A 14,032-nucleotide genomic window follows, 5' to 3' on the forward strand; every position below is an offset into this window, starting at 1 on the left:
CGCTCCGGGGGGAGTGGCGGCGAGGAAGACGAACGCGCCGGGGACCTGCTCGAGGACCAGGGAGAAGTCCTCCGAGGCCGCGAGGGGATGCGGCATGGTCACGTGCCGGTGGTCGCCGAAGAGGTCGACGGCGACTTCCCGCGCTGTACTGTGCTCAGTGGAGTCGCTGAAAGTCAGCGGGAACTCACGGCGGTATTCGACGTCGGCGGTCATGCCGTGCGCGGCCGCGACGCCGTGGATGAGCTCGGGGACGATCCGCTCGAGCCGGTCGCCGGTCTCGCGGCTGAACGAGCGGAGGCTTGCCTCGAAAGTCGCAGTGTCCGGGATGATATTTCGCTGCGTCCCGGCGCGGAAGACGCCGACTGTGAGGACGGCCGGGTCGAAGATATCGATGCGGCGGGTCAGGAGTGACTGGAGTGCAGTGACCATTTCCGCTGCGACGGGCACCGGGTCCAGCGCCGTGGAGGGCTTCGAACCGTGCCCGCCGGCACCCCGGACGGTTACAAAGAGCCCATCGGCAGCGCCCATCGTCGCACCAGGGCGGGACATGACAGTACCGCACGGCGCGAGGGCGCTTGTGACGTGTACACCGAACGCCGACTCGGCGCGGCGTCCAGATGCGTCGAGGACACCCTCCTCGATCATGATGCGGGCGCCGTCGTGGCCTTCTTCGCCGGGTTGAAACATGAGGACGACATCGCCCGCCACCTCGTGGCGGCGGTCGGCCAAGAGTGTCGCGGCGCCAGCGAGCATGGTCGTGTGCAGGTCATGGCCGCACGCATGCATGGCACCATCAATCCGCGATGAGTAGGGCAGGCCGGTGGCCTCCTGGACCGGGAGGGCATCCATGTCGGCCCGCAGGAGGACCGTGCGCCGCGGTCCGGTGACCTCAGCGGTGCCGCGCAGGACGGCAGTGACCGAGGAAAGGCCCTTGCCAGGAATCAGCTCGTAACCGAGCCCGTCGAGCCACGCCAGGACACGTTCCTGGGTGCCCGGCAGGTGCAACCCAATCTCAGGCTGGGCGTGTAAGGCGTGGCGCAGTTGCGTTAGCTCGGGCTGGAGCGCGGCAGCATCTTTCGTCAGAGAGGACGTCGTAGGTGAAGACAGGTGCAAGCTCAAGAGAGTTCCCGTTCGTCGAAGTAACCGGTTCCAGTATTGAGTGACCAAACACACAGCACCCGAAAAATTCACATAAAGTTGCAGCCAACGGGTGGCATGAGTGCATTAGTGTGCAGCTATGATGCTTAGCGCCGAAGATCTGGAACTACTCCATGCCCTGCAGATTGCGCCTCGGGCACCGTGGTCGTCGATCGCGCCGGTCCTCGGGCGGCATCCAGCCACCCTCGCGTCCCGATGGTCGCGCCTCACCGAGACCGGCAGCGCTTGGGTGACTGCGGCCCTCAGCGGCCGCCCGGAACAAACGTGCCTGGCGTTCATCGACGTCGAGTGTTCGCCGAGCACGACGGCGACTGCGATCGAGACGTTCTGCCAAGACACGAGGGTGAGCAGCGTCATCGAAACCTCGGACTCTTGGGAGCTCCAGCTCACGGTCCTCACCCTCGAATGGCTGGAGCTCGTCCGCTCCGTGCTGCCATGGATCCAATCGGTTCCCGGCGTGCTGCGTACGCGGCTGCGTGTCACCACCGCGATGCACATCCGCGGCGGCCATCTTCGGCTCGACGTACTCGACCGGGTTCAGGCGGCCGAGCTCGCCCAACTCAAGATGACCGCGGACCGACCAGCTGCGATAGCACCGTCGGATCTCCCTGCAATCCTCGGGGTCCTAGCCCACGATGGCCGCGCGACAGCAAGGGAGATCGCTGCGGCCACAGGCATGCATCCAACGACGGCGGGACGTCACCTCACGGCTGTGGTCCGGATGGGACTCGTCGACTTCCGCTGCGAGGTGGCCCAGGCTCTCGTGGGATACCCCATCAGCTGCCAGTGGTACGTGCGGGCCACGCCCGCGGCCATTCCCCAGACCCTCGCGTTCCTCAATGCACAAAGGACTCTGCGTTTCTGCGCTGAGGTCAGCGGCGATGCGAACCTCACTTTCATGCTCTACCTGCAGAGGCCAGCCGACATCGCCGAGTTTGAGGCACGCCTGCTCCGGACAGTGCCGGAACTGCGGGTCGTGGACTCGGCGCTCGTTGTTCGGACACACAAGATGGTCGGCTGGCGGATCCGTGAAGACTCGTCCACGGGCGGCCCGGTCGTGGCCCGCACTGGGGGTGACAACACGCCATAAGCACTCACGAAGGCCGGGAGCTGGCGGCGCTGGAGAATAGGGTGTTTGGTGCGGTGCAGGTGGTCCAGGACTCGAGGCTCGGGCACAACGTTCAGTTGTTTGACTGTTGGATCCACGCTTCAACGTCATCGGCGGTGCGCGGAATTGCAGCCGAGAGATTTTCTGCGCCTTCTGCTGTTACCAGGATGTTGTCCTCGATGCGCACCCCAATGCCGCGTAGTTCATCCGGCGCGGTGAGGTCATCGGGGTGGAAGTAGAGTCCCGGTTCGATCGTGAAGACCATGCCTGGCTCAAGGATGCCGTCGAGGTACATCTCCCGGCGGGCCTGTGGGCAGTCGTGTACGTCAAGGCCGAGGTGATGACTGGTGCCATGCACCATGTAGCGTCGATGCTGTTGGTTTCCCTCTTCCACTGCTTGCTCGACGCTGACCGTCACCACGCCCCATTCGACGGTTTTGCGGGCAATGACCGCCATGGCGGCGTCGTGGATGTCACGGAACCTGATGCCGGGACGGGCGACGGCGAGGGCGGCGTCTGCTGCTTCCAGTACAGCCTCGTAGACTTTTCGTTGCGCCGGAGTGTAGGTTCCGCTCACGGGAAAGGTTCGGGTGATGTCGGCCGTGTAGTAGCTGTCCATTTCCACGCCTGCATCGAGGAGTACCAAGTCGCCGTTCAGAGCGGGGCCGTCGTTTTGGGTCCAATGCAGAATGCACGAGTGCGCACCGGCTGCTGCAATCGTGGTGTAACCCACGGTGTTTCCTTCCACCCGGGCCCGGCTGTTGAATACTCCGTCGATGAGGCGCTCGGCGCGGGCATGGCCACGGATGCGGGGGAGCTCGGCCATGACGTCCGAAAATCCTAGGGCGGTGGCGGCGACCGCCTTCCGAAGTTGCTCTACCTCGTAGGGATCTTTGACGAGTCGCAGTTCGGAAAGGTCGCGTACAAATTTCGTGTTGCGCGTGACCGCATCTGGGCTCCATCCGCCAACAACGTCGGCCAGTTCCGGATCTGCTTCAGGTATGGTCACGGTCGAGTGTGTGGTCGTCGCTTCTTTCCCTGAGTCCTGGTGAAGCAGCATGTCAAGATTGGCGATGTCACGCGTCTGGAGCCCGAGGTCGGCGGCGACTTGCCGAAGGGAAGGCCTAGGACCAATCCAGAACTCGCCGATTTCGGGGTCCGCGTAGAACTCGTCCGTTCCGCGTCCGGCGCGTTCGCGGAAGTACAGTGTTACCTCGTGGGTGTCGCCTATGGGTTCAAACACGAGCACGGCTCCGGGCTCGGAATCGCTGCCCCATCCCGTGAGCCACGCAAAAGCGGAGTGGGCCCGAAACGGATAGGTCATATCGTTCGCGCGTTGTTTGAGGCGGCCGGCCGGCACCAGCAGACGGACGCCTGGGTTCAGCTCGGAGACGCGCCTGCGTCGTATTGCGGCAAATGCGGCCTGTTCCCGGGGCAGCGGCAGAACTTCGAGATGGCTGGCCCAGTTTTCGCCAATGTACTTCTTAAAGTATTCGGAATTGGGTGTAGTTGAGCGGTTCGACGGGGAAGCCGCGCGAAGTGGAATTGTGGTTTCTGAGGGGGTCATTCGTCCACCTTGAGGGAGTGTGGGGCGTGCATGAATCACGTGTGGAAGGGCGCCCCGCCTGCCGCGCCCTGAAAAGTGCCGTGGCTGGAGCAGTATCGTAAGGCGTGGCAGGCGAGGCGGTGGTCGTTCTCTTGGTGAGCGCTTATTCCAGGCCGAAGCGGCCGATGCGTTCGTAGAGGTGGGGTGTGCGGTACCGCATCCACAGGGCGCGGGCAACGCCGATCCCTAGGACCACGAGGTTGACGCCGGGGAGGATCCAGTTGATCGGGCCGGTCTGGGCGGTGTAGAACTCCATGTTGGCCAGAACCAAGTACACAACTACTGCCAGGGCAACTGCAGCCAGCGATGGTGCCACATATACCGTCCACGGTGACTGACCACGCCGGTCTCTGATGAAGAACGCGACGACGGCGATTGCCGTGAGGCATTCCATGGCAGGAATGCTGACGGCTACAGGCACGCTGCCCAGGACGAAGAGGTCCAGATAGGGGTCGAGTCCTGCGACGATGCAGAGCAAAATGACCACCAGGGTGAACGTGCTGTGGGCGAGGCTGGCCACCCATGGTGCATTGGTGCGGCGTGAGCGGCGGGCAAAGACGGCTGGTATGACTTCGTCGCGTGAGAGTGCGTGGAGGTATCGGGTTGTGGCGTTGTGAAAGGCGCTGACGGAAGCGAACCAGCTGCAGACGACGAGGATTGAGATGAGGTTGGCGAACCAGTCGCCGACGTACTGTCGTGCTGCGATGGAGAACATCTCGGTGGGCGTTGCGTTCGCGACGTCCACTACCGTCGAGCCGAAGGCCTGGACGATTGACCAGGCGACAAAGGACTGCAGCAGGGCGATGACGGCGATTGATCCGAACGTTGCACGGCGCAGCGTGCGCACGGGATGTTTGGCCTCCTCGCGGAACAGCGCTGTTGCCTCGAATCCGGCGAAAGCCGCGAAGACGACGAGAAGAACGACGCCGATTTGCCCTGCGGCTATGGCACTTGGGCTCAGGGCATCGAGTGATAGGCCGGAGGCCCCACCTTGGGCGACGATGGCTACGCCAAGGACAGCGAGGACCGTAACTTCCGCAATCATGAAGAAGCCCAGCACCCGGAGATTGAGCTCGACGTTCAGCTGTCCCAGGATGCCCATCACCAGGACGCCTCCGATTGCCCAGACGGGCCAGGGAACCGCGACGCCGAAGAGTGACTGGCCTGTCTGTTCGGCAAATACTGCGAACGGTCCCACGGCCCCGGCGGACACCAGGGCGTATGCCAGGGCAGCGACGAATGCGACGCCGATGCCGAGAGGTCGGCCGAGTCCTGCCGAGATGTAGGAGAAAAGTGCTCCCGCATTGGGGACGAAGCGTGTCATGGCCACGTATCCGACTGCGAACAGTGCCAGGAAGCCGCCGGCGATGAGGAACATAGCGACAGTGCCTATCCCGCCGCGGCCTATGGCCAAGGGAATCGATCCGACGGCGAACCCAAGGGGCGCTGCAGCGGCGATCACGAAGAAGACGATGTGGCGGGCGCGGAGAGTTCCGGGCTGTGCCGCTTGCGGGCCCTGTCCGCCGGGGGCCGTCGCAGTATTCGATGACCTGTCGGTCATGGCGTTCCCTTTCGATGAGAAATACCTGGTGTGATTTCTGGTGGCAAGAATATGTAGCGGGTAGTGCTGCGGGGTCTCATGGTGCTCATTCGGGAGTCCCGAAGCCGCCGCCGCCACCTGTCAGGATCTTCAGCTCATCGCCTGCAGAGAGCTGCAGGCCATTGACCTTGAGCAGGTCCGATCGTTGGACGCTGCCGGAGATTTCCACGCGGGGCGGTTTGCCGGGGGAGCCACCGTTCAGTCCCCAGGCTGGGGTGAGGGAGCGGTCGAGCCAAAGGAACAGTTGCGTTGGTTCATCGAAACGGTAGCTTCTGACGATGCCGTTGCCTCCGCGGTGCATGCCCGCACCGCCGGAGTCGTGCCTGATGGCGTATTGGGTGACCGTGATCGGGTAGCGGGATTCCAGCGCTTCAATGGGAGTGTTCCGGAAACTGCCGTTGAGGACGTTGATGAGTCCGTCTGCTCCATCCGATCGGCTGGACGCGCCCCAACCGCCGGCGTGGGCCTCAACGCAGAGGTAGTCCGTACCGCGCAGGTCCTTGCCGGCAAAGTAGGTAATCATCGAATCACCAAACTGGGCCGCGGTGACACGTCCTGGCAGGACTTCGGAGAAGGCGCTGATGAAGAGGTCCACCAAGAGTCCCAAGGTGGTGTAGTACCAGCCGCAGGCCGCTGGTTCCTCTGCATGGTGGACTGACCCCGGACGCGTCAGCACCTCGACGTTACGGAAGCATCCGCCGTCGAACGAGCGTTCCGGGGCGAACAGCAACTTGTAGGCAACGCGGATGGCGGCAACGGCTTGGGCGCGGCCGCAATTGATGGGCCCTGTAGTTGATTCAGGGCTTTCCGTTAAGTCGACGGTGAGTGTGTCGCCGGAGACAGTGATCTTGATCGGGATCCGGACGGGCTTGTCCAGAATGATGCCGTCGTTGTCCATGCAGCCGGCTCCGGTGTAGACGCCGTCGGGTATGTTGCTGACGGTGTCCCTGTCGGACTCCTCGCTCTGACGGAAGATTTCATCGCGGGATGCTTCGATGACGCCGATGCTGAAGCGCCTGACGATCTCAAGCATGCGTCGCTGGCCGATCCGGCACGAGGAGATCATGGCGTTGATGTCGCCAACGATCAGCTCTCCACTGCGGCTGTTGCGGCGGATGATGTCGATGATGTCCTGGTTCGGTCCGTGTGCTGTGCAGATCTTTACGGGCCCAAGCAGGAGACCCTCCTGATATACCTCTGTGGTCTCGGTTCCACCACCAGGATCTTTACCGCCGACGTCGGTCACATCGCCACGGACGGCGACGTAACCGATGATCTCACCCCCAGAATGTACGGGTGCGAAAAGGGTGACGTCGTTGACGTGCGTGCCCTGGATGTAGGGGTCATTCAGGATGACAATATCGCCTTCGTTGAGCCATGCGGTCCCGCCCCGGCGCCTCAGTGTCTCTTTGATCGCTTCATCGAGGTTTCCCAGGAACAAAGGCAGGCCGCTGGACTGACCCAGGACGTCTGCGTTGCGGTCAAGGATGGCGACGGCAGCGTCCTCGTTTTCGTAAAGAAGGGGTTGGAAGGCCGAGCGCACCAGAGTGGCATGCATGTCTTCCGCTGCTGACAGGAAGAGGTTCCGGATGATCTCCGTGGTCACTACGTCGGTGCTCATCAGCCGACCTTTCTAAGAATCATGGTGTCAAATTCGCCGCGCGTAGCCTGCCACGATGGGGGGACCAGAGTGGTGGAACCGTCTTCCTGGATGATCGCGGGACCGTTAACCGCCGCAACACCAAGTGCGCTCCTGTGCACAACCCGGGCATCATGGGTGACACCGTCGATCCGCACTTTCCGGGTTGATTCTTCGGGGGCATCCGGGCCAGGGCCTGACGACTGAGCCGGAGCCGAGCTGATACGGCCAACAGCCGCGAGCCTTACATTGACGAACTCGACCGGTGATTCGGGCATGCTGTGCCCGTAGCGGCGCTGGTACGCGCCGTGGAAAAGACCAACCGCATCGTCCCCGGTGGCAATTTCGACGGAGATTGCATGCTCCTGACCGACATATCGCATGTCCGCCGAGAACTCGAAGGTCTTGTCGTCGTCCGGGACGCGCTCGGTGTCCAGCAGTATCGATCCGTGGGCTTCCAGTTGCTGGCGTGTCTTATGGAAAGTCTTCAGCACCTCCGGGTCGTCCGCCAGACCAGACAGTGGCGCGGAGACGTCATGCCGGATGACTGCGTGCAGCATCCCCCAAGCCGAAAGCACACCGGTAGCGAAAGGGACAATCACTTCCTGTATCCCGAGTTCGTCCGCCAGTGCAGCCCCATGGAGGGGGCCCGCACCGCCAAAGGCCACGAGGGAGAAATCGCGGGCGTCAATACCGCGCCGCATGGTGAGCGTGCGGATCGCGTTGGCCATCATGCCGTTCGCCACCGCGACGATGCCTTCGGCGGCGGTCTCTGGCTCGATGTCCAAGGCTTTGCCCAGCCTGCCAACGGCCATCTCCGCGGCGTCCAAGCTCAACTTCATCCTGCCGCCCAGGAACCAGCCAGGATCAATCCGGCCCAGGACCACCTGGGCGTCGGTGACCGTGGGCTCCGTACCGCCCTGTCCGTAGCACGCCGGGCCGGGGTTGGAGCCGGCGCTCTTGGGACCTACGCGGAGGCCGCCCGCTTCGGCGCGGGCCATGGAACCGCCACCGGCGCCGATGGTGTGCAGTTCGACCACCGGCATCCGCATCACTTGGCCGGCGATCTCAACTTCTGTGGCCAGTGTCATCTTGCCGTCAATCACCAAACTCACATCCGATGATGTTCCGCCCATGTCGATAGCGATCAGGTTTGGCCGGACGAGGGAGCGGGCGAGAGTCTCGGCGGCTACGACTCCTCCAGCAGGTCCACTGAGGATTGTCTGGATAGGTTGGCGGGCGACGAGTTTCGCTGAGCATATGCCACCGCTGGACCTCATGACCTGCAGAGGAGCGCTGCACTGGCGCCGGTCCAGTTCAACTGTCAGTGCTGCGAGGTAGCGGTCAACGGTGCGCGCCACGTAGCCGGTGGCCAGCGTGGTGGAAGTCCGCTCGAATTCTCCTTGTTCCGGAGCGACTTCGTGAGACAACACAACGGATGCGTCAGGTACAAGGGTGCTGAGGCGTTCGCGCAGGGTGACCTCGTTGGAGGGATTCCGGTGGGCGTGGAGAAAGGAAACCGCGACGCTCGTGATGCCCTCCGCCAGCAGCCATTCTGCAACCCGGCGGACCTCATCTTCCTGCAGTAGCCGTTCCACGTGTCCGTCAGAGCGGACCCTTTCATCCACAGTCATGATGTCATCTTCAGCGACGAGCGGCTTGGGCCGTTCGGGCGTTAGGCTCCAGATCTCTTTGTTCCCACCGCGGCCCAGGACCGGAATATCTTCAAACCCGGCCGTGGTGATGAGCGCGATCCGCTCACCAGTGCGGGAAAGAAGGGCGTTCAGGCCTGCGGTTGTCCCGTGAACGAGGAACTCTATGTCCTCTGCGATGCCAAGTTCGTTCAGGCCGCGGAGCATTCCGACGCTGGGGTTGTCCGGTGTGCTGAGGACTTTGTGGAGGAGCGTGCTGCCGTCGCGCTTGTTTTGCACGACGATGTCGGTGAAGGTTCCACCGATGTCTACTCCTACCCGTAGGTCTTTCTTCATGACGTATCCCTTTATGGTGTGAATTTGATGTCGATTTGCTGAGTCAGCCGACGGTTCAGCTGGCAGTTGAACCGGGACGCGCAGCCCTGAAGTCGTGGATGACCGAGATTTCGGCGTCGCCCAAGTGGTCCTCCGCGTTGTCCAGCAGAGCGTTGAGATCCTTGGCAGCGGTGGCCCGTTCGGGGTTTCCCACCCAGGACTGGTAGGCAGATTCGGATTCCCAGACTGCGCTGACGACGACGTAATCCTGGACGGGAAGCGGTACACGTATCTCCGCTGCCAGGCACCCTGGTTGGGCGAGGGACCTTGCGAGGATGCCACGGTCCGCATAAAAGTCCAGAACACCTTGGACGAGGCCAGGACGGGTTTTCAGAGGCAATTGAGTCCTGATCATTTGGTTCCTTCCGGTCGGACGGATTGATGCGGGTGATTCCTGAACCAGGACTCCCGCACCATGAAAGCGCCGGCCATTGCAGCAGTGCGACTTCTTCCTGAGTTGGTTAGTGCAGCGAAGGTCCCGCAGCCCTTGACCTTCAAGGACGACAATTCCGTCCCGCAACCGATGGGGGATTGCCTCGTCGATTGTTGTGGCGGGGGTAAAACTTCGCTTGTCTGAGCGTCCCACTTGGAACAATACCTGTCAAGCGATAGGTAGTGTATTTTTGAAGAAGTAGACACCGTCCCGCTGGGAGGCTGTGGAGAGTTGCAGGGTTCCCGCCGGCATCTTGTGAAGCCTCAGGGTCTGGGGCGGAGACGGGCCCGCTCTGCCCGGGTACTCCGGGGTCCCGCGTGAAAGGATGGATTCATGTCAACGGAAACAAGGCCGGTACGTACCGGTCGTCCACGTAGTATTCCGGCCTCGGACACTGAGCACTCGCCGCGGGAACAGATCCTGGACGCCGCTGCGGCGCTCTTCGTCGAGAATGGGTTCACCGCCACCCCAACCCGCGCGATCGCCGAGCGGGTTGGCATTCGCCAGGCGTCCCTTTATTACCACTTCGCGAACAAAGAAGAAATGCTCGACGAGCTCCTCACCGCATCCGTTCGGCCCGGTCTGGAAGTTGTTCGCAGCCTTGAAGCACTCGTGCCCGCGTCAGCCAGCGCCGCCGGTGCCCTCCACGCTGCCCTGATTCTGGACACCACTACCCTGATCAAGGCCGCGCACAATTTCGCCATTCTGTGGTTGCTGCCGGAGGTCCAGGGCGAGCGCTACAACAGCTTCCGCACGGAGCGGCAAGAGCTGCTCCACGTCTACGGAAGACTTGGAGGCGCCGCTGCAACTGAGGCCGTAGCGGCTACCGTCTCGGAGGAACAGCTGGGTGCCATCATCATTCACCTGACGGAGCTGATCAGCCATTTGCGCAGGACCGGGGAACCGGACCCCGTCTACTTGGAAGTGATTGCCGCAACCGTGCTACGCGCGTGTGGACTGGACGCCGCCGCCATCGAAGCCGCGATCGCCGAATCCCAGCGACTCCGCATGTGACTCGGGAAAGCATCGGCACAGACCAGTGTGGTCGGTTATCTGCCAGTCGGTGCGGGTGGGCTCAAAGCTGCCCGAAACGAGTTCGACGTCGGCACTTACCTAAGTGCCGACGTCGAGCGTTGCTGGGATGGAGGGCTCACCTGAGGGTGGCGATTTCGCAAATGTGGCAGCCCTAGGGACGAACACCTGCAGGCGCGGTCCTGTTGCGGGGCCGGTTCCTCGCCGGGATCCGGGTTACGGCCTCGCGGCGTTCACCCACGACGTTTTCGATCGATCCAATGCCCTCCACGGTCATTCGTACAAGGTCGCCGGTCTTCAGCGGCGGGGGAGTCTTGGACCCGTTGCGTCCCCATAGTTCAGCGAGGCATCCGCTGCCGCAGGTTCCGGATCCGAGAACGTCGCCGGGGCGTACCACCGAGTCCTGTGATGCGTACGCCACGAGCTCGGCGAAAGGCCACCCCATGTTGGACAGCAGATCCTGGCCCATCTGTTCGCCATTGACCTCCACGGCCATGGAGATCGGCAGGAAGCCTTCGTCGTCGTGCAGGTGCTCGAACTCGTCGGCGGTGACGATCCAGGGACCGAGGGTATTTGCGAAGTCCTTGCCTTTGCAGGGGCCCAGGCTGACCTTCATCTCGCGGCGTTGCAGGTCGCGAGCCGACCAGTCGTTGAGAATGGTGTAGCCGAAGATGTGCCGGTGAGCCTCCGCCGCTGACAGGTTACTGCCGTCGCCTCCCGGGACATGTCCGACGACGGCGGCTACTTCGGTTTCGAAGTCCAGTTCGTTGCAGCCCGCCGGAATTCCGATTACCTCAGCTGTGCCTGTCACCGTGTGTGGGTTGGTGAAGTAGAACGTGGGCGCTTCGTACCATTCGGCCACCACGCCCGCTACGCCATCGATGCTTTTGCGCACACCCTCCACGTGTTCCTCGAAGGCTACGAAGTCCCGAATGGTGGCCGGCACCAGCGGAGCGAGCAGCTGCACCTCAGGCAGGGGAACTTCAGGTGCCGTGCGGAGAGTCTCCGCGGCGATCTCCAGAGTGGCGGCAAGGCCGGCAGCCAGCAGGTCGTTGACGGTTTGTCCCTGTGGCAACGCAAAGCAGCCGCTGCCATCCACGAATCCGGAATACGTACCGCCGTCGTGATTCCAACGGGCAATCTTGACCATGTGTGCTTCCTTAGACGGTGGGTCGGTCGGCCAGGGCGGCCGCGGCGGTGATGCCGAGGCCGGCAGCGTTCCCCGTAATGACCTTGGCGGCATCGGCTGTGGTGAGTCCAGCAGCTTGGACTTCCGCGACGGGATCCTCGGCGCCCATGTCGAACGGGTAGTCCGAGCCGAGCAGCACCTGCCCCGGGCCGGCCGCCTCCACGAGGGCGCGCAGCTCACGGGGGTTATGCACCAGGGAGTCGAAGAAGATCTTTTGAAGATACGACGACGGCGGTTCTGCGCACCGCTGCGCCTCGGGGCGAACCTTCCATGCGTGATCCGAACGGCCGATGGTGGTGGGAAGGTAACCCCCGCCATGTGCAGCGAGCACCTTGAGCGTGGGGTACCTGTCCAGTACTCCGCCGAAGATGAGGTGGGAAAGAGCCACGGCATTCTCTGCGGGCTGGGAGACGGTGTTGGCCAGGTAAAAACGGTCCAGTCGTTCGTCTAGGGAGCAGCCGAACGGGTGGAGGAAAACGATGGCGCCCAGTTCTTCTGCCCGGCTCCAGAACGGCTCAAGCCGCGGATCGGAGAGCTCCACGGTGCTGTGTTCGGGGTCTGCCGGCGTGGCAGCGAAGGACCCAATTTCCACACCTAGGAGTCCACACTCGAGTACGGCGTGTTCCAGTGCCTCAACCATGTGCTGCGGGTGCTGGAGGGGGACGAGGCCAAGGCCGTTGAGCCGCTCGGGTGCGAGGTCCACGAAACCGCGAACCGCCTCATTGGCATGCTTGGCGAGCTCCAGGGCCAGCTTTTCGCCAGCAAAGTAATAGAAGTGCGACGGCGACGGCGAGACGAGCTGGACATCCACTCCTTGGGTGTCCATGTCAGCCAGGCGACGATCCAAATCCGTGAGCTGAGGCCAACGTTCCTTGATCATGCGTCCCGATGCAGCGAGCGACTCCGGGCCGTTCCGCCGCATTTCCAAGGCTTGGAGTGCAGCGAAACCGTCAGGGTCGGCCTCCGCCACACGTTGCTGGAGGGCCGGAATCAGGATGTGGGCATGCACGTCGACTGTAGTTGCCGGGGCTTCGGAGGGGAGAGTGCTCATGCGGGTTCCTTCAACATGGTGGAAAGCGAGTTCATCAGACCGGGAACATTGGCGTCGCGCACGCCATCCAGCATCCATTGACCAAGCTGGACTGAGGCTTTGACTACCGCCGTAGCCCTCTCCAATCGGCGATCGGTGAACTCTTTCCAAAGGGTTTCCGTGAGGTGGTCGGCTGAAATGAGAAGTTCGGCGAGCACCGCAGCGTCCTCGAAGGCCATGGCGGCGCCTTGGGCGACCGTCGGCGGGCAACTGTGAGCGGCGTCCCCGATGATCACAGTGCGCCCGCGGTTCCAGGGTCCATCCACCAAGTGCGTGGTGAACCAGGTGTAGTTGATGCGCGCGCTGTGGTTCAGATTGGCGCGGATCTCGTTCCACGGTCCGCCATAGGCTGCCGCGAGTTCGGTCATGATGTGCGGACCGTCCTCGTGCTTGCGTTCCTGCGCCCTCTCTACAAGGTAGGCGTAGATGGAGTCCGGGCCGGTGGGGCAGTACCCGGCGATGAAGCAGGGGCCGCCGTAGGTGAGATCGGTCCGAACCACGTCCTCGGGGCGTTCCACGAAGGCCCGCCAGATGCCCATGCCGGTTGGCTGGGGTTCGACGTCGATGCCGATTGCCTTGCGCACTGCGGAATGAAGCCCATCGGCACCGATGAGGAGGTCGTAGCGGGTGCTGCCGCCGTCGGAGGTACGGACGGTGACGCTGGCGCCGTCGTCCTCTATCACTGTGACCGTCTTGCCAAAGGTGATGCGGGTGCCGGCCCGCAAGGCGCGTTCACGCAGGATCGCGGTCAGGTCGGGACGGTACATTCCGAGCGTGGCCGGAAGATCGTCACCACCGGTCCGGATGTCTTCCAGCACGGCAATGACACTTCCGGCCGGATCGGGTGCACGCAGGCCCAAGGTACTGAACGGGTAGCCTTTCGCTTCCACCTGCTCCCAGACGCCGAGTTCGCGCAGGATCCTCAGGGCATTGCCCTGCAAGGTGATGCCCGAACCCAGCGTCTGCGGCTCGGCGGCCTTCTCCAGAATCTCGACGTCGATTCCCGCATCGGCGAGGAGGATGGCGGCGGTCAGTCCCGCAGCTCCCGCTCCGACGATTCCAACCTTTTGTACTGCTGCCATCTTTGACTCCTTTGTGGTGACGGCGTTACTGCCTATTGTGCTGCTGTCTGTGGCTCCGGGACCGTCGT

11 protein-coding genes are annotated in these 14,032 nt (G+C 62.9%); 2 read left to right on the plus strand and 9 right to left on the minus strand.

Going from position 1 to position 14,032, the window contains the following annotated elements; all coding sequences use genetic code 11:
- Window positions 1–1,119: M20 family metallopeptidase (locus CQ020_RS07845; RefSeq protein WP_258141768.1), on the minus strand; the 1,119-nt coding region annotated here is incomplete at its 3' end.
- A 118-nt stretch (window positions 1,120–1,237) separates the two neighbouring features.
- On the opposite strand from CQ020_RS07845, the gene CQ020_RS07850 reads away from it, so the two are divergent.
- Window positions 1,238–2,248 carry an Lrp/AsnC family transcriptional regulator gene (locus CQ020_RS07850; RefSeq protein ID WP_105691329.1) on the plus strand — a complete coding sequence of 337 codons (1,011 nt, stop codon included), beginning with the start codon at window positions 1,238–1,240 and terminating at the stop codon, window positions 2,246–2,248.
- Between the two features lie 91 nt (window positions 2,249–2,339).
- On the opposite strand, the gene CQ020_RS07855 is transcribed toward CQ020_RS07850, so the two are convergent.
- The 5 genes from CQ020_RS07855 to CQ020_RS07875 form a co-directional block, all read right to left on the minus strand.
- Window positions 2,340–3,833 (minus strand): aminopeptidase P family protein, encoded by a 1,494-nt coding sequence (locus CQ020_RS07855; RefSeq protein WP_105691330.1) that lies wholly within the window; start codon window positions 3,831–3,833, stop codon window positions 2,340–2,342.
- Window positions 3,834–3,975: 142 nt separating this feature from the next.
- Window positions 3,976–5,433 (minus strand): APC family permease, encoded by a 1,458-nt coding sequence (locus CQ020_RS07860; protein ID WP_105691331.1) that lies wholly within the window; start codon window positions 5,431–5,433, stop codon window positions 3,976–3,978.
- 85 nt (window positions 5,434–5,518) lie between these two features.
- On the minus strand, window positions 5,519–7,093 hold the full coding sequence (locus tag CQ020_RS07865) for a hydantoinase B/oxoprolinase family protein (protein ID WP_105691332.1): 1,575 nt from the start codon (window positions 7,091–7,093) through the stop codon (window positions 5,519–5,521).
- Window positions 7,093–9,099: a hydantoinase/oxoprolinase family protein gene (locus CQ020_RS07870; protein ID WP_105691333.1), complete on the minus strand. Its 2,007-nt coding sequence runs from the start codon at window positions 9,097–9,099 to the stop codon at window positions 7,093–7,095. Before CQ020_RS07870 ends, CQ020_RS07865 begins: the two co-directional genes overlap by 1 nt.
- A 55-nt stretch (window positions 9,100–9,154) precedes the next feature.
- A complete protein-coding gene (locus tag CQ020_RS07875) occupies window positions 9,155–9,493 on the minus strand; it encodes an antibiotic biosynthesis monooxygenase family protein (RefSeq protein WP_105691334.1) in 339 nt (112 codons plus the stop codon).
- 411 nt (window positions 9,494–9,904) lie between these two features.
- On the opposite strand from CQ020_RS07875, the gene CQ020_RS07880 reads away from it, so the two are divergent.
- Window positions 9,905–10,585, plus strand: coding sequence for a helix-turn-helix domain-containing protein (locus CQ020_RS07880; protein WP_105691335.1), 681 nt, complete (start codon window positions 9,905–9,907; stop codon window positions 10,583–10,585).
- Window positions 10,586–10,757: 172 nt separating this feature from the next.
- Here CQ020_RS07880 and CQ020_RS07885 read toward each other — a convergent pair whose 3' ends face one another.
- Genes CQ020_RS07885 through CQ020_RS07895 form a run of 3 tightly spaced genes read right to left on the minus strand, consistent with a single transcriptional unit; the run spans window position 10,758 to window position 13,964 of the window.
- Window positions 10,758–11,753, minus strand: a complete 996-nt coding sequence (locus CQ020_RS07885; protein ID WP_105691336.1) for a fumarylacetoacetate hydrolase family protein — start codon at window positions 11,751–11,753, stop codon at window positions 10,758–10,760.
- Between the two features lie 10 nt (window positions 11,754–11,763).
- Window positions 11,764–12,843: an amidohydrolase family protein gene (locus CQ020_RS07890; protein WP_105691337.1), complete on the minus strand. Its 1,080-nt coding sequence runs from the start codon at window positions 12,841–12,843 to the stop codon at window positions 11,764–11,766.
- A complete protein-coding gene (locus tag CQ020_RS07895) occupies window positions 12,840–13,964 on the minus strand; it encodes an FAD-dependent monooxygenase (RefSeq protein ID WP_105691338.1) in 1,125 nt (374 codons plus the stop codon). The genes CQ020_RS07890 and CQ020_RS07895 overlap by 4 nt, the downstream gene beginning before the upstream one ends.
- Between the last annotated feature and the right edge of the window lie 68 nt (window positions 13,965–14,032).

It is taken from the genome of Arthrobacter sp. MYb23 (genome assembly GCF_002979775.1).
GTDB lineage: Bacteria > Actinomycetota > Actinomycetes > Actinomycetales > Micrococcaceae > Arthrobacter.